Source organism: Wolinella succinogenes DSM 1740 (assembly GCF_000196135.1).
GTDB classification, from domain to species: domain Bacteria; phylum Campylobacterota; class Campylobacteria; order Campylobacterales; family Helicobacteraceae; genus Wolinella; species Wolinella succinogenes.
The window spans coordinates 1,021,306-1,041,945 of the sequence record NC_005090.1 but is presented as its reverse complement, the minus strand read 5'-3'; the positions used below and the strand labels follow the sequence as shown (position 1 = coordinate 1,041,945).

The 20,640-nt window shown below is 47.4% G+C and carries 23 protein-coding genes and 1 tRNA gene; 6 read left to right on the top strand and 18 right to left on the bottom strand.

The genetic code is table 11. The features are described from left to right. Positions 1-38: 38 nt before the first annotated feature. Entirely contained in the window at positions 39-1,250 is a 1,212-nt protein-coding gene (locus WS_RS05205; protein WP_041571784.1) for a tyrosine-type recombinase/integrase, read from the top strand. 24 nt (positions 1,251-1,274) lie between these two features. Here the strand turns inward: WS_RS05205 and WS_RS05200 are convergent. Together WS_RS05200 and WS_RS05195 are read right to left on the bottom strand one after the other, a co-directional pair. Then, positions 1,275-1,351, bottom strand: a tRNA-Met gene (locus tag WS_RS05200). A 61-nt stretch (positions 1,352-1,412) separates the two neighbouring features. Then, positions 1,413-1,838 (bottom strand): hypothetical protein, encoded by a 426-nt coding sequence (locus WS_RS05195; protein WP_049770653.1) that lies wholly within the window; start codon positions 1,836-1,838, stop codon positions 1,413-1,415. Positions 1,839-2,067: 229 nt separating this feature from the next. On the opposite strand from WS_RS05195, the gene WS_RS05190 reads away from it, so the two are divergent. Beyond that, a complete protein-coding gene (locus tag WS_RS05190) occupies positions 2,068-3,258 on the top strand; it encodes an IS3-like element IS1302 family transposase (RefSeq protein WP_011138235.1) in 1,191 nt (396 codons plus the stop codon). Position 3,259: 1 nt separating this feature from the next. Here the strand turns inward: WS_RS05190 and WS_RS05185 are convergent, their stop codons facing one another. The 8 genes from WS_RS05185 to accB form a co-directional block, all read right to left on the bottom strand. Next, positions 3,260-3,634, bottom strand: coding sequence for an Hpt domain-containing protein (locus WS_RS05185; protein ID WP_041571783.1), 375 nt, complete (start codon positions 3,632-3,634; stop codon positions 3,260-3,262). 5 nt (positions 3,635-3,639) lie between these two features. Further along, positions 3,640-3,900, bottom strand: coding sequence for a hypothetical protein (locus WS_RS05180; RefSeq protein WP_011138969.1), 261 nt, complete (start codon positions 3,898-3,900; stop codon positions 3,640-3,642). 22 nt (positions 3,901-3,922) lie between these two features. Beyond that, complete coding sequence (locus WS_RS05175) at positions 3,923-4,399, bottom strand: chemotaxis protein CheW (RefSeq protein ID WP_011138968.1); 477 nt, start codon at positions 4,397-4,399, stop codon at positions 3,923-3,925. Between the two features lie 2 nt (positions 4,400-4,401). Further along, complete coding sequence (locus WS_RS05170; RefSeq protein WP_041571782.1) at positions 4,402-4,788, bottom strand: response regulator; 387 nt, start codon at positions 4,786-4,788, stop codon at positions 4,402-4,404. Positions 4,789-4,906: 118 nt separating this feature from the next. Then, positions 4,907-6,037: a UDP-4-amino-4,6-dideoxy-N-acetyl-beta-L-altrosamine transaminase gene (gene pseC, locus WS_RS05165; RefSeq protein WP_011138966.1), complete on the bottom strand. Its 1,131-nt coding sequence runs from the start codon at positions 6,035-6,037 to the stop codon at positions 4,907-4,909. Between the two features lie 3 nt (positions 6,038-6,040). Next, on the bottom strand, positions 6,041-6,802 hold the full coding sequence (locus WS_RS05160; protein WP_011138965.1) for a flagellin: 762 nt from the start codon (positions 6,800-6,802) through the stop codon (positions 6,041-6,043). A gap of 51 nt (positions 6,803-6,853) precedes the next feature. Continuing rightward, positions 6,854-8,200: an acetyl-CoA carboxylase biotin carboxylase subunit gene (locus tag WS_RS05155; protein ID WP_011138964.1), complete on the bottom strand. Its 1,347-nt coding sequence runs from the start codon at positions 8,198-8,200 to the stop codon at positions 6,854-6,856. Beyond that, a complete protein-coding gene (gene accB / locus WS_RS05150; RefSeq protein WP_011138963.1) occupies positions 8,201-8,662 on the bottom strand; it encodes an acetyl-CoA carboxylase biotin carboxyl carrier protein in 462 nt (153 codons plus the stop codon). Positions 8,663-8,757: 95 nt separating this feature from the next. Here accB and dcd point away from each other — a divergent pair, with 95 nt between their 5' ends. After that, positions 8,758-9,318 carry a dCTP deaminase gene (dcd, locus tag WS_RS05145; protein WP_011138962.1) on the top strand — a complete coding sequence of 187 codons (561 nt, stop codon included), beginning with the start codon at positions 8,758-8,760 and terminating at the stop codon, positions 9,316-9,318. A gap of 28 nt (positions 9,319-9,346) precedes the next feature. On the opposite strand, the gene WS_RS05140 is transcribed toward dcd, so the two are convergent. The 8 genes from WS_RS05140 to mltG form a co-directional block, all read right to left on the bottom strand. Then, on the bottom strand, positions 9,347-9,901 hold the full coding sequence (locus tag WS_RS05140) for a 2-oxoacid:acceptor oxidoreductase family protein (protein WP_011138961.1): 555 nt from the start codon (positions 9,899-9,901) through the stop codon (positions 9,347-9,349). Continuing rightward, the gene (locus tag WS_RS05135) at positions 9,898-10,725 is read right to left on the bottom strand and encodes a 2-oxoglutarate ferredoxin oxidoreductase subunit beta (protein WP_011138960.1); all 828 of its coding nucleotides are present in this window, start codon (positions 10,723-10,725) and stop codon (positions 9,898-9,900) included. Before WS_RS05135 ends, WS_RS05140 begins: the two co-directional genes overlap by 4 nt. Position 10,726: 1 nt before the next feature. Further along, positions 10,727-11,851 (bottom strand): 2-oxoglutarate synthase subunit alpha, encoded by a 1,125-nt coding sequence (locus WS_RS05130; protein ID WP_011138959.1) that lies wholly within the window; start codon positions 11,849-11,851, stop codon positions 10,727-10,729. Further along, positions 11,848-12,171, bottom strand: coding sequence for a 4Fe-4S binding protein (locus WS_RS05125; protein WP_011138958.1), 324 nt, complete (start codon positions 12,169-12,171; stop codon positions 11,848-11,850). Before WS_RS05125 ends, WS_RS05130 begins: the two co-directional genes overlap by 4 nt. Positions 12,172-12,217: 46 nt before the next feature. Then, entirely contained in the window at positions 12,218-13,102 is an 885-nt protein-coding gene (gene sucD, locus WS_RS05120; protein WP_011138957.1) for a succinate--CoA ligase subunit alpha, read from the bottom strand. Continuing rightward, positions 13,099-14,277 (bottom strand): ADP-forming succinate--CoA ligase subunit beta, encoded by a 1,179-nt coding sequence (gene sucC / locus WS_RS05115; RefSeq protein WP_011138956.1) that lies wholly within the window; start codon positions 14,275-14,277, stop codon positions 13,099-13,101. Before sucC ends, sucD begins: the two co-directional genes overlap by 4 nt. A gap of 30 nt (positions 14,278-14,307) precedes the next feature. Further along, positions 14,308-15,270, bottom strand: coding sequence for a malate dehydrogenase (locus WS_RS05110; protein WP_041571781.1), 963 nt, complete (start codon positions 15,268-15,270; stop codon positions 14,308-14,310). 76 nt (positions 15,271-15,346) lie between these two features. Then, complete coding sequence (gene mltG, locus WS_RS05105; RefSeq protein ID WP_232013708.1) at positions 15,347-16,150, bottom strand: endolytic transglycosylase MltG; 804 nt, start codon at positions 16,148-16,150, stop codon at positions 15,347-15,349. Between the two features lie 67 nt (positions 16,151-16,217). On the opposite strand from mltG, the gene WS_RS05100 reads away from it, so the two are divergent. Genes WS_RS05100 through nth form a run of 3 tightly spaced genes read left to right on the top strand, consistent with a single transcriptional unit; the run spans position 16,218 to position 20,615 of the window. Further along, positions 16,218-18,794, top strand: a complete 2,577-nt coding sequence (locus WS_RS05100) for a YhdP family protein (protein ID WP_081454359.1) — start codon at positions 16,218-16,220, stop codon at positions 18,792-18,794. Continuing rightward, positions 18,791-19,975: a BaiN/RdsA family NAD(P)/FAD-dependent oxidoreductase gene (locus WS_RS05095; protein WP_011138952.1), complete on the top strand. Its 1,185-nt coding sequence runs from the start codon at positions 18,791-18,793 to the stop codon at positions 19,973-19,975. Before WS_RS05100 ends, WS_RS05095 begins: the two co-directional genes overlap by 4 nt. After that, complete coding sequence (gene nth, locus WS_RS05090; protein ID WP_011138951.1) at positions 19,968-20,615, top strand: endonuclease III; 648 nt, start codon at positions 19,968-19,970, stop codon at positions 20,613-20,615. Before WS_RS05095 ends, nth begins: the two co-directional genes overlap by 8 nt. The last annotated feature ends 25 nt before the right edge of the window (positions 20,616-20,640 follow it).

The window sequence follows — 20,640 nt, the reverse complement described above, 5'->3', positions numbered from 1 at the left end:
TGCTTAATCATAGGCGCCAATCCTCAAAAGAGGTGAAAGTGCAAGAAATAAAAGCAATGATTCTGGATCGAGCTGCCAAGAAAATGTGGTATGTTCGATACACTGTGTTCTTTGACAATGGTAACAGATCCACGGCCGAAGAGAGTACAAAAGTGCCCAAAAGGGAAAAAAGTCTCACATGGATGCAGACAAAGTACCTTCCAGTTTGGATAGCCAGAAAAAAAGAAAAGCTCAAGATCCAAGAAAAAGCAAATCATCAGTTTGCTTACTTTGCGGACATTTTCTTGGCAGCTCGAGAGAATTTTCATGACTACCAAAACACTCAATATCGAACTTCAAGAGTTTTGGAAGACTTTGGCAAAAAAAGTATCACAAGTATCACCAAGCTAGAAATCAAGCTTTGGCTCCAAGCACTGAAGCATAAAGCAACAGGAATACCTTTGAGTAAAAACTCAAAACTCAAATACTTGGGAATTTTCAGAGGTATTTTTGAGCTTGCCATTGATGCTCAACTAATTTCTCACAATCTTTGCGATGAGATCAGAATTCAACAAGAAAGACGAAATCTGAACAAGATAGAACCCTTTAGTGTTGAAGAGACATGCCTTTTAATCCAAAGAAGTCAGTGCAGAGAGAAGTACGGCCAATTGCTGCACGAATACCTTGGGATAGCCTTCAATATGGGAATGTCACCAGCAGAAATCCTTGGTCTCCAACTGAGCGACATTGACCTGAAAAATCGGATATTGAGGATTCAGCGCAACATTACGAAAGGGAAAATCAAAGAGACAAAAACCACATATCGAGATAGAATTCTTCCAATTCTCGATGGAGCTCTTCCATATATTGAAACGCTTGATTTTCAAGCAAAGAAAAAACGCTCAATTTGGCTATTTTCTGGAGATGATGGAAATTATTTGCCCGACATTGAGATTATACGAGGAGAAAAAGAAATTATCAAAGAGAATCTTCGTATTAAAAAAACAACAAAGTGGTATAGGCTTCTTTTGGATTGTGGAATTCCCTATAGAGATCTCAAAAATACGCGCCATACCTTCGCAGTGCGTGCGCTCGAGACAAAAAGTCTCACTTTTCAGGAACTAGCGAACTTTCTAGGCCATGGAAGCCTCCAGATGATACTCAATCATTATGCGAAGTGGATTGGAGGAAAAGCAATGTCAGCAAACAAAAACATCAGACTTTTTGGTGACCATTTAGGTGACCCTAATCAGAAGAAGAAAGGGGGATAAAAGACCACAAAGCCCATTTGAAGGTGGTGTCAAGAGAGAGACTTGAACTCTCGACCTCCGGCTTATGAGACCAGCGCTCTAACCAGCTGAGCTACCTTGACACGCGTTTAAAGAGCGAAATTGTACTCTAATAAAGACAAAAAGTCAAGCCTTGCAAGAGGCCTAGCTCCGTATGTCCACGCCTGTTTCACCAAGATAGAGCGCTCGCGCAAATTTATCACCAAAGTTGACCGTTTTGGCGTATCCATTGTTCTGCTCTTGGGGGAAAGAGGCCTTGGCGTTTTGCGATTGCAGCTCAGAGAGTCGATAGAGTGATTGCGCCGCCACCATCTTCTCACCCTGTGTCATGCCGACAGTCGCCCGCTCAAACGCCTGATACTCTGGATCACTCATGAGCTCTAACACCATGAGTCCATAGGTCTCTCGGCTCGTGGAGAGCTCATAGCCCGCATCCTCAGTACTAATAGATAGCTTGGTGACCTCGGCGACCTTTGGCGTGGCGGAGGCGACGGTCTCTTGGTTTTTAGTGGATAGATTGTCAGAAAGAACCCCAGCAAGTGGAGAGGTTTGCAATGAAGCGATTTGCATCGTCCAAAACTCCCAAAAAGAATATTTGGGAAGGAATAAGCAAAAAGGATTCCTTTATGGATTACTTGCAGGTAGGAATCGAGAGGGTGAACTTCGCTCCATTGGGGGTATTAGCGGCACTGATTGAGCCATACATACGATTCTCAACAATATTTCTCGCCATGAATAGCCCAAGCCCTATACTGCCACTAAAATTCAAGACAATAAATTGAAAGGTTTATCTTCCTAAATGGTAGAATTTTCTAAAGATTTAGGAGAGGAAAAAATGAGTAGAAAAAGAAAAAGCTATAGTGCAGAATTTAAAACTAGAGTTGTCTTAGAATTACTAGGTGGCGAAGAGACTGTAGCACAGATTGCCAGTAAATATGAGATTACACCAAAAAGTCTCATTGATTGGAAAAAGCAGTTTTTAGAGAATGCATCACTAGTATTTGATGTAGGTTCGGCTACTAAAGCCTATAAAGATGAGATAGAAGAGCTAAAAACAGAGAATGATGCTCTAGCAAAGAAATTAGGAAAAACAACCATAGAGAGGGATTGGGCAGTGGGAAAGCTAAAGAGCTTGGGCTTATCAAATAAAAAAGATCTTGTCACACCCAAGCTAAAGAATCTCTCCATGGCAAGACAATGTGAAATAATAGATTTAAATCGCTCAACCCTTTATTATGAACCTAAACCCATATCAGACAATGATTTAAAAATCATGAAAAGGATAGATGAGATATATACTGATATATCCTCAACCTATGGCTATCGGTTTATGCATAGGCAGCTTTTGGAAGATGGATTTTCAATTGGTGTAAATAAAGTCAATAAGCTAATGAACACTATGGGGATACAGGCAATCTTTCCAAAAAAGAAACGACACACATCCATTAAAAACTATAAACATAAAATCTATCCATATCTACTACGAGAGCTTGAAATTAACAGAGCCAATCAGGTTTGGAGTGGAGATATTACCTATATCCCAATCAAGGGTGGTTTCGTGTATTTGTGCGCCATTATTGATTGGCACAGTAAAACGATACTCTCATGGAAAATATCAACAACTATGGATACATCTCTTGTAACAGATGTTTTAAAAGAAGCCATTGAAAAATATGACATTCCTGTAATATTCAACTCCGACCAAGGTAGCCAATATACCAGCCATGAACATACAGAACTTCTCAAGAAACACAACATTCAAATCTCTATGAACGGTAAAGGCAGATCCATTGATAATATTGCCATTGAGAGATTTTTTAGGACTTTAAAATATGATGAAATCTATATCAATGAGTATAGCTCTATTTCAGATCTCAGATTTAAGGTTTCAAGATATATCAATTTTTACAATCACAATAGATTTCATTCAGCACTAAATTATCAAAAGCCCATGAATGTTTATCTAGAAGGGTTGAAAAACGTTGCTTAAATTAAAGGCTAGAGGCTGGAAGATGAATTCTCAAAAAGTTGTCTTGACAAATGGTGGCAGTATAGATCTCTAACTCAAAAATCTCTTTGATCACATCCACGGATTGCAAAAAGAGGTCAATGGCTCGTGCCTTTGGAGGGGTGGAGGCGTTACGATAAAAGTCTAAAATATCCTCAAAGCCGTGGACAAATTCGCCCAACCTTTTAAATCCAAATGAGTTTGCGCTCCCTTTGAGCGTGTGCACTCCCCTAAAAAGCTCATTGAGGAGATTTTTATCCGAAGGATTCTCTTCAAGATTGATAATCTCCACATCAAGCTTCTCAATGATCTCGCCCGCTTCTTCGATGAATATCTCTTTGAGTTTTGCTTTATCCACGCTCTTTAAACCCTCCAGCCAATCTTACCAAAGCGCCCAAAGCGCATCACCCCTACCTCTAACGCAGGAATCACTATCTCGGGCTTGCTCTTTTTAACGCTAAAGAGCAGCTGCAGCAATGATGAGGTGGAGGGATCGCCCTCTTCATCAAGCTCGATTGCCTCGATATAGACGAGCTTCTCTTCAAGGAACTCTTTGAGCTCTTTGACTTCATCAAGCGTCATCTCCCAAGAGAGATTAAGCGTGTCACCCTCGATATGGAACATGATAGCCTCCTTGTTGAGAAATTCACAGCGGAGCGTTGTCGAGCTTCTCCAACTCTTCTTGGCTAAAAATCGATTCGAGAGACAAAACCGCTACCACTCCAAAATCCCCCTGAATCATCTGACTAATCGCACTCGCATCGATCTTTGCATTGAATTTGGGAGGAGCAAAGAGGTGCTCTTTGTCCGTGTTGATCACCTCGTCCACTCGATCGACCACAAGACCAATGCTAATTCCGCTAATCGAGACGACGACAATAGAGGTCTGCATATCGGGCTCGCGGAAAGGGAGTCCAAATTTTGCCCTCAAATCTAAAACAGGAATGATATTTCCGCGAAGATTCATCACCCCGCGAATATAGGCAGGAGCCTTAGGAATCTTCGTCACTTTGATCCAAGCGATGATCTCTTTGACGCGATGAATCTCGATTCCATAGTGTTCTCCCTCCAAAAAGAAGGTCAAAAATCGAACACCTGCCCTCGAAGCCTCCATCGCTCCCATCTTTAGATTCCTAGAAGCATACGGATCGACTTGGCGAGCTTCACCCCATCAAAGGGCTTCACCATCCATCCCGTGACTCCAATCGCCTTGCCGCGACTCTTCATATCCGCTGAGCTCTCTGTGGTGAGAATCAAGATGGGCTTGTTTTTAAAAGTTTCCATTTTTTTTAGTGAGGCTGAGAGGTCTAATCCGTTCATTTGGGGCATATTGATATCGCTAATGAGAAGATCGTACTGAAGGCTTCCTTCGATTGCATCATCCAAGAGCTCGGCTGGGTTATAATAGAAGGCGAAACTGATCTCACCGCGATTCACCATCTCTTCGACGGCCATTTGAGCAGTCGCGATAATCGTCTTGGAATCGTCCACTATTACTACACGCTTTGCCATATTTCTCACTCCTTATGCGCGAAACACCCTCCCTCACGAAAGAGCGAACGCCTCGTTAACTAGGAGTGATTCTACAATAATTTTGGTAATTGTCTAGTAAGCAAGAGGAAGAGAAGGATTATGCCCCACACAAGGAGCGTTTAGAGGCCTCTTGAAAGACCTTAGAGAGCGTCTCTACTACCTCTTTGGCCTCTTTAAGTCCCATCTCTTGATGGCAGGGAATGGAGATTTCAGAGAGATAAAAGGACTCTGCCTTGGGCAAAAAGAGAGAATCTCTAGGCGTATCATAAAGAGAGAAGGTGTGGATGGGCTTGTAGTGGACCTGAACGCCCAAGCCGTGCTCTTGCAAAGCAGTGAAAATCTCCTCTTTGGGGCACCAAAACTCCTGCTTTAGAAAAATTGGATAGAGATGATGGGAGCTCTTCCCCTCTTTGGAGCGTGAAAGAGTCGTAAAATAGGGAGATTCTTTAAAGGAATCGTCATAAAAAAGAGCAATCTCTTCACGCCTTTTAATAAAGCTAGAGAGCCGTTTGAGCTGCGAAGTGCCAAGCGCGGCAGCAAAGTCACTCATTCTAAAATTAAACCCCCAAGAGTGAACATCGCTATTCCAAAGTCGCTTTTTTTCCACTCCATGGCTTCTTAAAAGTTTGGCTCGCTCATAGATCGCTTCATCATCAGTGACTAGCGCCCCGCCCTCACCCGTGGTGATGGGCTTGATCGCATGGAAGCTAAAAACAGTCGCATCCGCCCAAACCCCCACTCTTTTGCCGCCAAATTCTGCTCCAATCGCATGGGAGCTATCTGAGATAAAGGCAAGCCCGTGAGTCTTGGCAATAGAGGCGATACGATCAAACGCCACAGGATTCCCCGAATAATCGACGGAAACAATCGCTCTAGTCTTGGGGGTGATGAGCGAGGGGATAAGCGATTCATCGATGTTTCCATCTTCTTTCACATCACAAAAGATAGGCTTAGCCCCAAGTGCAAGGAGCATATTGGAGGTCGCAACAAAGCTAATGGGAGTGGTGATTACCTCGTCTCCCTCTTTGATTCCTGCCGCAGCGTAGGCGCAGTAGAGGGCTGAGGTGGCGGAGTTGAGCGCTAGTGCATACTTAGCGCCCGTGCAATCTGCGAGCGCCTCTTCAAAGGCCTCAACCCTTGGACCTTGGGTGAGGAAGGAGCTATTTAGGGCTTCAATGACCACCTGAATATCTTCAGGCGAAATGGATTGACGGCTATAAGGAAGCAATGACTAGCCTAAAAGCGCACCGAGCTTGCTTTGGAGATACTGAGCGTTGAAGCTTTGGGCGTATAGAGCCGCCCCCTCCCTGATTTTGGCCGTATTGAGCTCGTTGTAGTTCTCAGCCACATCATTGTCCTGCAAGTTGCTCTCAGCATTTTTAAGATTGACGACCGTGGTTAGATGAGAATCGACCAAAGACTGGATTCCGTTGATTGTGGAGCCGATATTCGCCCGCTCCTGACCCACACGCTTCATGAAATCTTGAATAGAATCCTGATCCAAAACGCTTAAACCAGCGGTATTGGGAGCGTTTAGCGTCATGTCAACCAAAGAGCTGTCCGAGGTGACAAAACTCATCGAAGAGCCAAAGACGCTCTTTCCATTGAAGGTCGCTTGTCCCATGGCATCATTCATGCTCTGCGTTAGCGCCTTGGCTTCGCTTTCGATCATAGAGCGCTGATCACTGCTTAGCGCTGGATTCCCCATGGCAACGGAGAGCTCACTAAGACGAACGGTGCTGTCGGTGACACTTCCCAGGGCGCCATCGGCGATTTGAAGCATTCCGATCGCATCATTGGAGTTTTTCACTCCTTGCATCATGGAGGAGATTTGGCTCACTAACGCATCAGCACTCATGAGGCTTGCGCCATCTTGTGAACCAAGCGCTCGCTCTAGCATTAGATTCTCAAGCGCCTTTTTTTCCTCGGCCTTGCTCTTCTCAAGAGTGGTGTTGATGTTTTGGCTCAGGGTCTGGGATTGTCCTATCTTCATATCAAACTCCTTTTTTCAGCTCTTGCTTCCTTGCAAGAGTGTCTAAGAGCCTTAAAGCACCTTCTGTTCCAAATACTTCGTATGAATCTTGCTTTCTTTAAAATCGACATTTTCCATCATCTTTTGATGGAAAGGGATCGTCGTCCTAATCCCTTCAACACTAAACTCACTCAAAGCTCGCGCCATCCTAGCGATCGCTCTATCTCGCGTCTCACCCCAAACGATCAGCTTTCCAATCATCGAATCATAATGCATGGGCACCGTATATCCCGCATAGGCGTGAGAATCGACTCGCACATAGTTGCCCCCTGGGGCGATCCATTTGGTAATCTTTCCTGGACAAGGGAAAAACTTCTCTGGATCTTCAGCGGTGATACGGCACTCAATCGCATGACCTTTAAAGCGAATCTCTTCTTGAGGGGGGAGCTCTTCGCCCTCAGCGATTTTAATCATCCACTCTACAATATCCAATCCACTCACCATCTCGCTCACAGGATGTTCGACCTGAAGTCGAGTGTTCATCTCCATGAAATAGAAGTTTTGGTTGGAATCAAGCAAAAATTCAAAGGTTCCCGCGCCCACATACTTGATCGCTTTAGTGGCCTCAATGGCGGTTTTAAGAAGCTTCTCGCGAGTCTCTGGAAGAAGGGCGAGTGCGGGCGATTCTTCGATGAGTTTTTGATGGCGTCTCTGCAAAGAGCAGTCTCGCTCTCCCACATGAATAGCGTTGCCATGCTTATCGGCAAGCACCTGCACCTCGATATGCTTGGGCTTATCGATGAACTTCTCCATATAGATAGTCCCATCGCCAAAGGCACTTAGGGCTTCACTCTCGGCGGCTAGATAAGAGTTGATGAGATTCTCCTCTTTTTCGACGATTCTCATCCCTCGCCCCCCTCCTCCCGCAGAAGCTTTAAGAATCACGGGGTAGCCGATCTTTTTCGCCTCTTCTTTGGCCTCTTCGTAGCCACTCAGCGCGCCTTCGCTTCCGGGAATCACGGGCACACCCGCCTTTTTCATCACCTCTTTGGCCATGCTCTTATCACTCATGAGCACCATCACCTCAGGCGTGGGTCCGATGAATTCGATTCCGTGATGCTGACAAATCTCAACAAAATTTTGATTTTCACTCAAAAAGCCATATCCAGGGAAGATCGCATCCGCTTCAAAAAGCTCAGCGGCTGAGATAATCGCGGGGATATTAAGATAGCTCTCGCTTGATTTATCCCCTCCGATGCAGACTTTAGCGTCAGCCACATCCAGATAGTTTGCCTCTCTATCAGCCGTAGAATAGACCGCGATAGACTTCTTGCCCATCTCGCGAATCGTGCGAATCGCTCGAAGCGAAATCTCGCCTCGATTGGCGATGAGAATCCTCTCTAGCTTCTTCTTTTGCATTTAGATTCTTTCAACAATAAAGAGCTTAGAGTTATACTCTACGGGCTGAGAATCAGAAGGCACAATCTCTAGAATCTTGCAATCAAACTCTGCTTCAATCTCATTCATGATCTTCATCGCCTCGATGATACCGAGCGTCTGCCCTTTTTTGACCTTATCACCCACATTGACATAGGCAGGAGCATCGGGTGAAGGACATCGATAAAAGGTTCCCACCATTGGAGAGGTGATTGCCTCACCACTAGAGTTTGATGATTCGCTCGCTCTAGGCGCCTCAGGAACGCAAGGGGCTTGGGGTAATGCCAAGGGAGCTACGGGAGTGGCGTAAGCGGGGACTTGGAGGGGAGCGGAAGCGGTGGGTTTTTCGAGCTTGATGGAGAACTCATCTTTAGAGATTTGAAGCTTGGAAGCGTCACTTTGATTGAAGATTTCTATAAGTTCTTTGATTTCGTCGAAGTTCATGAAACAGCCTTTGCAGAAGTCTTTGAACGCCCTTTGGCAGGGCGAATAATTCGGTATAATACCACAAATCGTATCAAACCAAAATAGAGGAAAGCATGGGACTCAAAGAAGATAGATGGATCACAGACATGGCGCTACCTCACAATATGATCGAGCCTTTTTGCGAGAATCAAGTGGGTAAAAATGTCGTGAGTTACGGGCTTAGCAGCTATGGGTATGATATTAGAGTGAGCAATGAGTTTAAAATCTTCACCAATATCAACGCCACCGTAGTCGATCCCAAAAATTTCGATGAGGCCAATGTGGTGGATTTCATCGGGGATATCTGCATCGTTCCCCCTAACTCTTTCGCACTAGCTCGCACCGTGGAATATTTTCGAATTCCCCGCGATGTGCTGGCCATCTGCCTGGGGAAAAGCACCTACGCTCGATGCGGAATCATCGTCAATGTCACCCCTTTTGAGCCTGAGTTTGAGGGGCATATCACGATTGAGATCAGCAACACTACCCCTTTGCCTGCCAAAATTTATGCCAATGAAGGGATCGCTCAGGTGCTCTTCCTGCAGGGAGATGCGGATTGTGAAGTGAGTTACAAAGATAAAAAAGGGAAGTATCAAAAACAAGAGGGAATCACCCTGCCTAGAATCTTGAAGTAACTAGGGAGAGGAGAGGGATGCTCCTCTCTTATCCCCCTAGGGCGCGTTTGGCGTAGTATTCGCCTAGCTCAAAGGCTTTTTTGTTCTGCTCCACCACCTTGGCGGGAACCTTCTCAATCATCGTCTCATAGACTAGATCCCTATCCACGCACTTCGTGAATGTCACCGTCACCGCGAGTGCAACCACCGACTGAGTCACGACATTGCCCACCTCTTCCTTGGCAATGGTGATGATGGGAATCTCAAAGATTTGGAGTCGCTTTTTATCCTCTTCACTCACCTTGACCAAGTTGGGCTCAATGACAACCATGCCTCCCTCTTTAATTCCACTTTTAAATAGATCAAAGCTCACTTGCGCTGTGGAGAGCATAAAATCAATCTCGCCCTCGTTAGCGTAGGGATAGAGAATCTCGTGATCATCGAGTAAAATATCGACCTTTGTGGGGCCTCCGCGCACTTGCGAGGTGTAGGTCGCCGCCTTCACCCCATAGCCTTTATCGCGAATCTTTGCCTCCGCCAAAATCTCACCCGCCAAAAGGACGCCCTGTCCTCCTACGCCCGTGAATCGTAGCTGTGTTCTCATCGCTTTGTCCCCTTTTGCGCTCTCTCAATCACCTGCGCGTAGGCCTTGCAATACTCCATCTCGCTCCCATCGGCCTTCAGGACACCTGTAGGGAATTTGCCCGCGCGCTCCTCGGTAGAAAGCTCGTCAAATTGGCGTTTGGGGAGGATTCGACTCTTGATCCATGCGAGATTTTCCACCGCTTCGCCCATTTTATTTTTGCGCCCAAGATTGATGTGGCAGTTGCTAAAAATATCAAAAAAGCTAAAACCCTCATGGGTGAAGCCCTGCGTGAGCACCTTTTCAATCTTTTTAGGGTCAAGCACACTCTCTCTAGCGATAAAGGTCGCTCCCGCAGCTTCAGCGAGTCGGCACGCGTCAAACTCAGGATCAACATTGCCATACTGAGCGGTGACCGTCCACATATCCTTGGGCGTGGTGGGCGAGGTTTGAGAGTTAGTAAGCCCGTAGATGAAGTTGTTCACCAAAATAAAATTGATGTCAATATTACGGCGACAAGCGTGAATCGTGTGATTTCCGCCAATAGCCATTCCATCGCCATCACCTGAGACCACGATCACCTTTTTGGTGGGATTGGCGAGCTTGATTCCTGTGGCGTAGGCTAGCGCACGACCGTGGGTGGTGTGGACGGTGTTGCAATTCACATAAGAGGAGAATCGACCGCTACAGCCAATCCCACTCACCACACAAACATCATCCATATTCCAGCCAACCGCCTCAATAGCTCTGACGACCGACTTTAAAATCACGCCATCTCCGCACCCCCAGCACCAAAGCGTGGGCATCTTGTCAACTCTTAGATATTCATCATATGCAAATGCCATCTTATAGCTCCTTGACGCTTTGGATGATTTCAGCGGGCGAAATCGCTCGACCATTGGCCTTGCCAAAGAATCTCACCTCTTTTTTCATGCTTCGCTCAATCTCCTCTTTATACTGCCCCATGTTGAGCTCCGCCACCAACACCTTCTCAAAGCGCTTTCCTAGCTCCTCCAGCTCTCTAGCAGGAGAAGGCCAAAGCGTAATGGGCCTAAAGAGCCCCACCTTGAGCCCCCCCTCCCTCAAGCGATCGATGGCCTCTTTAGCGCTTCTAGAGACAGACCCATAGGCAATCAGTAGAATCTCCGCGTCCTCTAGCTTATATTCTTCATAAGATTTGATTCGATCCTCATGCGCTTCAATCTTGCTGAAGAGCCGTTCGATGAGAGCTTGGCACTGCTTCTCATCCTCCGTAGGAAATCCCATCGCTCCATGGTGGAGTCCTGTGACATGATAACGATACCCCTGAAAAAAGGGATTGAGAATCGCCGGCTCATCTTGGGGCTGACCATAGGGCTTATAATCCTTAGGGTCCCCCTCAAAAACACGGCGATTCTTTACTTTGCGCTCAATCTCTTCTAGATTTGGAATCTCCGCCTTTCCATACATATGCCCCAATGTCTCATCAAGGAGTAAAAAGACGGGAGTCATGAACTCTTCAGCCAAATTAAACGCCCGTACCGTCTCCGTGTAAGCCTCTTCAAGGCTTCCAGGGCAGAGGGCGATAGATTTGAAATCACCATGGGTGGGATTCTTGACAAAATTAACATCCCCTTGCGCCACTCTTGTGGGGAGACCCGTGGAGGGACCTCCTCGCATGACATTGACAATCACTAGGGGAACCTCCGCCATAAAGGAGAGTCCAATCTGCTCTGCTTTGAGCGAGAGTCCAGGACCCGAAGTCGCGGTCATTGCTTTTTTTCCACTCATGGAAGCACCAAGAGCCACCGAGATTCCCGCGATCTCATCCTCCATTTGAATGAATGTTCCTCCCACTTGCGGAAGCATCACGCTCATTTCGTGCGCCACTTCGCTTGAAGGAGTGATAGGGTAACCTCCAAAGAATCGACATCCTGCATCAATCGCCGCCAGCGCAGCGAGCTCATTGCCGCTTGAAATCAGCTCTCTCATTTTACTTCCTCTAACGCCATGAAGCGATTTTGTTTGATTTTCTCCGCTCTTGCCTTGGATTCTTCGCTCAATTTGGCAAATTTATACTCTAATCGATCGGCTACATAAATCGCAAAATCGGGACAGTGAAGCTCGCACTCACCACAGCCGATACAGCTTTCAGGGTGGGTGATGGCGATCATCTTGCCAAGCACTCGTTTAGAATCAGCCTTCATCGCTAATGTTCCACTCGGACAGAGCGAGACACAGAGATCACAGGCCTTACAGCGACTCTCATCCACCCATACAGGAGTGTTGGCTGGAGCATTGATTTTTGCCATGATGTTTTCCTATTCTTTAAAATTGACCTAAATATCTAAACAAACTCTAGAGTGTTTGAGCGGGATGAAGAAGCGAGACGATCGCCTTGCCAATGTCTGCGGGACTCTCTATGACCCTAACACCCGCCTCTCTTAGGGCATCCATCTTCTCCTTTGCGCTCCCACTCCCGCCGCTCACAATCGCACCCGCATGACCCATGCGCTTTCCTTTGGGAGCGGTTTGACCCGCGATGAAGGCAACCACAGGCTTTTTCACCCTCTCTTTGATAAAGGAGGCCGCCTCAATCTCTAGCGTCCCTCCAATCTCTCCGATGAGGACGATCGCTTCGGTCTTTTCATCCTTTTCGAAACGATCCAAAAGCTCTTTGTAGCCTAGACCAATCACAGGATCACCCCCGATTCCTATCGCTGTGGAGATTCCAAAGCCTGCTTGGACAATCTGATGGCTAGCCTCGTAGGTGAGAGTGCCCGACTTGCTGATGAGTCCGATAGAACCACTTTTAAAAATCGAACCGGGCATGATTCCGATCTTGCACTCTTCACTCGTGATGATTCCGGGACAGTTAGGTCCAATGATCTCCATCCCACATTTTTGGGCGTATCGCTTGGCCACTACCATATCCTTGATGGGAGCTCCTTCGGTGATCACCACCGCAAGCTTGATTCCTGAAGAGGCCGCCTCCATCACTGCATCCGCGACAAAAGCAGGAGGAACAAAGACCATGCTCGCCCACGCTCCCGTCTCTCTCACCGCCTCCTCGACCGTATCAAAAACGGGCAGACCCAAATGAGTGCTACCTCCTTTGCCCGGAGTCACGCCCCCTAGGATTTGTGTTCCATAGGCGAGGCACTGTTCTGAGTGAAACGTCCCCTCTTTGCCTGTGAATCCCTGCACAATCACGCGAGTCTCTTTGTTGATCAAAATGCTCATGAAGCACCTCCTTGACAAGCTAGCTCCACGGCTTTTTTCGCTCCACCCTCAAGCGAAGGAGCGGCGAAAATATTAGGGATATTGGCCTGCTCTAATATCTCTTTGGCCTCTTTGGCGTTGGTGCCATCAAGCCTCACCACTACAGGGACGGAGACATGAACAATCTTGGCCGCCTCCAAGATTCCATTGGCCACGCGATCGCAGCGCACGATTCCTCCAAAAATATTGACGAAAATCGCCTTGACATTGGGGTCTTTAAGAATGATCTCAAAACCTTTGGCCACCGTCTCAGGCTTCGCGCCCCCGCCCACATCCAAGAAGTTGGCAGGCTCTCCCCCTTCATGCTTGATGATATCCATTGTAGCCATCGCCAAGCCAGCACCATTAACCATACAGCCGACATTCCCCTGAAGCTTCACATAGTTAAGATTGTATTCGCCTGCCTCAATTTCGCTCGATTCCTCTTCGCTTAAATCACGCATCGCAACAATCTCTGGGTGCCGATAGAGGGCGTTGTTATCAAAGGAGATTTTGGCATCAAGCGCCACAAATCGCTTACAGGAGGTGAAAACAAGAGGGTTGATCTCGACAATCTCTGCATCTTTTTGAACATAGAGTCGAAAGAGCGAAGTGCAAAAATCGACAAAAAGTCCCACCTGCTCTTTAGCAAGCCCTAGAGCAAAAGCGAGTTTGCGCCCATGAAAAGGACGAAATCCAATCATAGGATCAACCGCCACCTTGATGATCTCATTAGGACTATTTTTGGCCACCTCTTCAATATCCACGCCCCCTTGGCGGCTCGCCATGATCACAGGCATCTCCAAAGAACGATCTAGAACGATTCCCAGATAATACTCTCGTTCAATTCCCAACCCCTCTTCGACATAAACCTTGTGCACCTCTTTCCCCTCAAGCGAGGTTTGGTGTGTGATGAGTCTTGAGCCTAGCATCGCTTTAGCGATCTCCCCTGCCTCTTCGGGAGTTTTGGCGAGCTTCACCCCGCCTGCTTTGCCTCGACCTCCAGCGTGAATCTGGGCCTTGATCGCCCAAATCTCGCCCCCAAGTCTCTGAGCGATGACGGTCGCCTCAGCAGGCGTTTCCGCCACTCCACCCCTAGGAATTCCCACCCCATATTGCGCCAAAAGGGCTTTTGCCTGATACTCATGAATATTCATACGCTCAACTCTCTCCTTGTTTTAAGGGATCTAGGGACGACTAGAAACAAAAAAGGCGTGGTGATAGAGGGCATCAATGAGACTTTTAACCGACTGGATCGACTGGTCAAAGCGCTCTCTCTCCTCATGAAGAAGCTCAAGTTCAATGATCTCACAGACCCCTCGACTGCCAAGCTTCACGGGCACACCCCCCACCACATCGCTGTAGCCATACTCGCCCTGCAAAAGCACCGAGCAGGGAAAAACCTGATGAGAGTTTTTCAAAATTGCCTCAACCATAATCGCGGTCGATTTGGCGGGAGCAAAATAGGCAGAGCCTTTTTTGAGATAGCCTACAATCTCTGCTCCTGCGTTTCGGGTGCGATGGATGATCTCTTCAATCTCTTGAGGCTCAAGAAGCTCCGTGATAGGAACCCCTGCGACATTACTATAGCGAGGCAAGGGCACCATATCATCTCCATGTCCCCCCATCACTGAGGCCACAATCTGATCGCTTCCATAGCCGAGTTTCTCAAAGATAAAGGAGGCCATTCGGGCGCTATCTAGGATTCCTGCCATTCCCAACACCTGCAAAGGAGAGAGCCCGCTCTCTTTAATCGCTGTATAAACCATGGCATCCAGCGGATTGGAGACCATCACCAAAACGCTCTCTTGGATGTAGGGCTTCACTTCAGATAAAACGGTACGAATCACCTTGGCATTGGCCAATAAAAGATCATCGCGACTCATCCCAGGCTGTCTTGGAGAGCCTGCACAAAAAACCACCACATCGCACCCTCGCAAATCCGAGGGTTCATTGGCAACACGCACGATGGTGTGAGTCTTCGTCGCCGAGGCGGCGTGACCCATATCCAGGGCGATTCCTCTGGCGGTGTCGAGGTTGAGATCTTTGATGATAATCTCTTGACAAATCCCTTGAGTCGCCAAGATAAAGGCGACGGTTGATCCCACATGACCCGCCCCGATGATTCCCACTCGCTTATTCTTATTCAATGATTTTGCCCCTTCATGGATATTTGTCGTTAGTCTTGTCGAAAAAGCCTTACAAACTACTTTATTTTTCAAATTTTCATTTAATATTCTTAAGGTGTGTTTCGTAATTGTTGGTGAAAGTGTGAGTCCCTTTTTTGTTGCGCACAAAATAGAGATAGTCCACATCTGCAGGGAATATAGCCGCCTTGATAGCGTCAAATCCTACACTTCCTACTGGGTAGGGAGGAATCCCCTCAATCTTATAGGTATTATAAGGGGAACTATCTTGGCGAATCATCTCAGGAGTCACCTTGGTGCGAGAAAATTCACCATAGTTGAGCGTCCCATCCATCTGAAGCCGCATTCGCTTTTTGAGTCGATTGCGAATCACGGCTGAGACCAGCGGCATCTCTTCGATGTTGGCTGCCTCTTTTTGGATAATGGAGGCAATCGTGATATATTTGAACCACTGCACCTCATCATAGACCCCTAAAATCTTTTTGGAGAGTTTTTGGTGCTCTCTTAAGGAGTGATTGACCAAATAATACATCAAATGCTCCTCAGAGATTCCCAAAGGAATCTTATAAGTGTCCGCCAAAATTACCCCCTCAGGATGGGGCGCATAGCGGTGATAAGCCTCTTTGAGCTTAAGTGGGGAGAGTGAAAAGTTTTGAGCCAGATCCAAGATAAAAAAGTGGAGCGTCTCTCCGGGGATGAGAGTTGCCTCTTTCATGGCAGCTTTGGCCTTGGTGAGGCGATAGAGGAAATCACCCCGAGAGAGAAGATTGGCATGAATATCAATCCAGCCACTCTGGGGGTAGCCCATCGCCCTAATCACCCAGCCATCCACACGCGTGACCTGAAAGTGATTGCGGGAGAGGTGTGTTATAATCTCATTCACACCGCCTTTGGGCAAAAAAATGACGTTGCTAGAGAGCATCGGTTGAGCTAGGTGATACGACAGGGCCATGAAAAAGATTAAAATCAGTTCCAAAAACGTGTATAAAGCAATAATCCTTGTCCTCTTCATGATCGCCTTGCTGTGGGGATTTTTTCGAGTGCTCCATAACGGAATCGAGATTCCAAAACTTCGAGTCGCCTCCATTGAAATGCGCGGATTTTATCTTAGCTTAGATAAAAAGCTCATTCTGCGCCTTGATTCGCTCAACCTTACCCCTCTTCTGGACTCTCCCGCATCACAAGAGAGCTCTGACCTTAGCGAGATTCTCGGTTGGATCAAAAACACGAAACTTCTTCTAGGCTACTTTCAAGAGATTCACCTCAAGGAGGTGATTTTAGGGGAGAATCAAGGCTCGTTGCTTTTTAGGGGAGAGCGCTATGAGCTGAGCCTCCCTGACCTCTATGCTTCCATCACGCTAGATGAACAGAAAGGTCATGTACTTGCCCAAATCCAAGAGATTCTCTACAAACCCTATAAGGCGCGCTTTATAGGCAAAGCCGACTACGGGGTGCTCAAAAATCATCTCACCTTGGAGGGGATGCTCTCCATCGATTCGGCTATTCATCTCAATGTGCGTGGAGAGAGCGACTTCAAGCGCCTCCATCTAGAGGGCGAGAGCCTCCCTTTTGATTCTCTGCGATTCCTCAAAGATGTCGTTGAGATTGAAAATCCTAACATTCGTGCGTGGCTCTATGACAACATTCACTCCCCTGGCATGGAACTCGCCTCCTTCTCTTTTGATAGTGAGCTTAACGAGAAGGCGATTTTAGAATCGATTGAGAAACGCCTTAAAGCACGACTAGAGATTGCCTCCCCAGAAGTCACCTTCCATCCTGACCTCCCCCCGCTCCATGGGCGTGGCGTGAGCGTAATCTATGATGAACGCGGTGTGAGTTTTGAGCTCTATGAGCCAAGCTTTGAGGGTTTCTCCCTAGAGGGGAGTCAGGTGGGATTGCGAGATATTTGGGGGGAGAAGCCTTGGCTTGATCTCCTCATCAAAACCGAAGCGGTGCTAGATGAGCGCATCCATAAGGTTCTCAAAGCCTATAAAATCAAGCTTCCTTTGCATCAAAAAGATTCCACCACGCTGGCTAAACTCAAATTAGAGGTCGATCTTAACGACTACGAGACGGAGGCCATCGGCTATTTTGAGACCAAAAAATCCAACTTCTCTCTCAATCGTCTCGACTTTTATGCCCAAGAGGCGAGCGTGAAGCTGGTCAATTCACTCATTGAGATTCTTCCCTCGAGAATCAAAATTGGCAATTTTCTTGACTCAGAGCTCGCCTTTAGCATCGATACACGCCAAGAGCTCATCGAAGGAAAGGCTCATATTCTTGACTTTTCTATTGGAGATAGAGGCGAGATTCTCCGCATCAAGGGCATCGAGATTCCCTTTAGCGCCGATTACAAGAGCGCTGAGATTCCTCTGCGCCTTCCCACTTTAGAGACACGTCTTGTGTTTGGAGAGAGGCTTCACCGCATCCAAGCCCAAAATCTCGCCCTACTCTACCCCTATTCTAGGCTTCTTCAAGAAGAATCTATTCGCGCGGGATGGGTCAACCTAGAGACCAAAGATTTTGAGCGCTTCTCCCTCCAAGCCAGCCTCCAAGGGCTCTCCTATCCCTTGGCTGAGCGCGATGGAACCCCTGTGGAGTCGCTAGAGATCGAAGGACAAACCAGCCCTAGCTCCACCCAAATCTCCTCCCTAGATGGGCGTCTTCGCCTAGAGATTTTAGATAAGGCGAAGCTCTTCTTGAGAGATTATGATATTCCTCTCATCGAAGAATCAAACCCCAAAGAGTCGGAATCAAAAAAGAGTGAGACTGAAATCACGGGGGAAAATCTCCATCTGATCTACAAAGGGAAGCGAATCCTCTCTAATAGACTCAAAGCCACTCTCAAAGGCAAAGAGAACATCAGCGCCACCCTCTCCTATAAAAATGGTACCCTCAAAGCCAACCTCCAAAACAAACGGCTCAAAATCGAAGCACGCCATTTCAATGATGAGTTTGTGAACACCTTTTTCAACAAAGAGATCGCCTCAGGCGGGAGATTTGATCTCATCGGCGAGTATGGAGGCGGAGTCTTTAAGGGCAAGAGCTTCATTTGGGACACCACGCTTAAAAACCTTAACACCCTCCAAAATGTGATCGCCCTCATTGATTCGATCCCCTCTCTGCTCATCTTCAAAGCCCCTGGATTTAGCGCTGAGGGGTATGCGATCAAACAAGGGGAGGCAGAGATTGGAATCAATGATCGTTACGCAGTGGTTGAGCGCTTCTTGCTTCATGGAACCTCCATTGATAGCGAAGGCTCTGGTGTCATTGAGCTGGAGAGCTCACAGATTGAGTTTCAAACCCGTTTCAAGACCCTCAAATCCCTTGGCACCATCGTGAGCAACATCCCCTTGCTTGGCTACATCATCATGGGAGAAGATGGTTCCCTCTCCACCGAGGTCACCCTTACAGGCACGCTAGATAAGCCCATTGCACAGACCAACCTTGCCCAGGACACCCTCAAAGCTCCTCTAAATATTTTAGAACGTCTCATCAAAACCCCTTTGAGGCTCTTTGGAGAATGAGAGAACGCTTTGATGTGGCTATTTTGGGCGCAGGGGCGAGCGGACTTTTTGCCGCTAGGTGGCTAGAGGGCTTGAGCGTCTGCTTGATTGATTCCAATCTAGAGGCAGGTAAAAAACTTCGAGTCAGTGGAGGAGGTAGGTGCAACTTTACTAACGAATATGTAGGCACCGAACATTTTGTGGGGGAGGAGCGATTCATTCAAGAGGCATTGGATCGCTTTGGTCCCAAAGAACTTCTAGCGTGGCTAGAGAGCGAGGGGCTCTCCTATGTCAAGGTCAAAAATCACCAATATTTTTGCGCCAAGAATAGCCAAGAGCTCTTGGCGATTCTTCTTCGCTCCCTCCAAAAACAGAGTTTCAAAAAAGGAGAGCGCATCCAAGGAATCACCAAGCTTCCCGAGAATCGCTTCAAGATCATGCTCTCCAAAGGCTCCATCGAGGCCACCTTGGTGCTGGTGGCCACAGGAGGGATGAGCTATCCCCTGCTTGGAGCAAGCGGGATTGGCTATGAGATCGCGCAAGCTTTGGGACACGAGGTGAATCCTCTCAAGCCTGCTCTAGTAGGACTCACACTCCAAAGCAGCGAATCGTGGATGAAAGAGCTAAGCGGAATCTCTCTTCCTGCCACCCTCAAAGTAGAGAATCACACACTTCAAGGGGATATGCTCTTTGCCCATCGAGGCATCAGCGGTCCCTTGATTCTTGATGCTTCGCTCTTTTGGAAAAAGGGGAGCATTGAGATCTCTTTCTTGTCTGATCCTTTGCGCTATCTTAAAGGCTCCAAGGGTTTCATCTCCTCTTCGCTTCCTTTGCCAAAACGCTTCACCAAGGCGCTTCTTGACGCTCTTGGAATCATGGATGGACCCTTTGATTCCCTCCAAAGCCCCCTCCAAACCACCCTGCTGAATGCCCTGATGGCCTACACTTTTGCCCCCGCAGGAAACTTTGGCTATAGCAAGGCCGAGGTGACCCTAGGAGGCGTCTCTCTTGGGGAAATCGACCCTAAGACCATGGAGAGTCGCCTTTGTTCGGGAGTTTTTTGGGCGGGCGAGGTGCTTGATGTCACGGGCAGATTAGGAGGTTACAATCTCCAATGGGCTTTTTCTTCGGCCTATGTAGCCGCACAGGGAATCATCCAAAAACTCTCCTCATCCTCCTCAAAAGGAATCCCTCATGGCTAAGCGACCCTCCAAAGAGGCGATTGAGACTATCCGCCATCGTTTTCTTGGTCACTACAAAGAGGCCAAAACAGAGCTTCTCTATCGCAATGCTTATGAGCTCTTGGTCTCTGTCATGCTCTCCGCCCAATGCACCGACAAGCGAGTCAATCTCATCACCCCCGCACTCTTTGAGCGCTTCCCCACCCCCGAATCGCTCGCTCTAGCCGAGATTGATGAGGTGAAAAAAATCATCCAAAGCTGCTCTTTTTTCAACAACAAAGCCAAAAACCTAATCCTCATGGCTCAAAAGATTCTCCAAGAGCATGGAGGCGAGATTCCCCTAGAGCAGTCGCTTCTTATGGCGCTCCCTGGAGTGGGTCAAAAGACCGCCAATGTAGTGCTGATTGAGTATTTAGAGAAGAATCTTATGGCGGTGGACACCCATGTTTTTAGGGTTTCTCATCGTCTAGGGCTGGCCAAATCCAAAACCCCTGCCCAAACCGAAGAGGAGCTCTCTAAAGCTTTTAAAAAAGATCTCTCCACTCTTCATCAGGCGATGGTGCTTTTTGGTCGCTATCTCTGCAAAGCACAAAAACCGCTCTGCGAGGAGTGTTTCCTCACGGAGTTCTGCCAAACCCGACAAAATTTCAAACCCAAGTGAGGTATAAATCCGATATAATGACTTC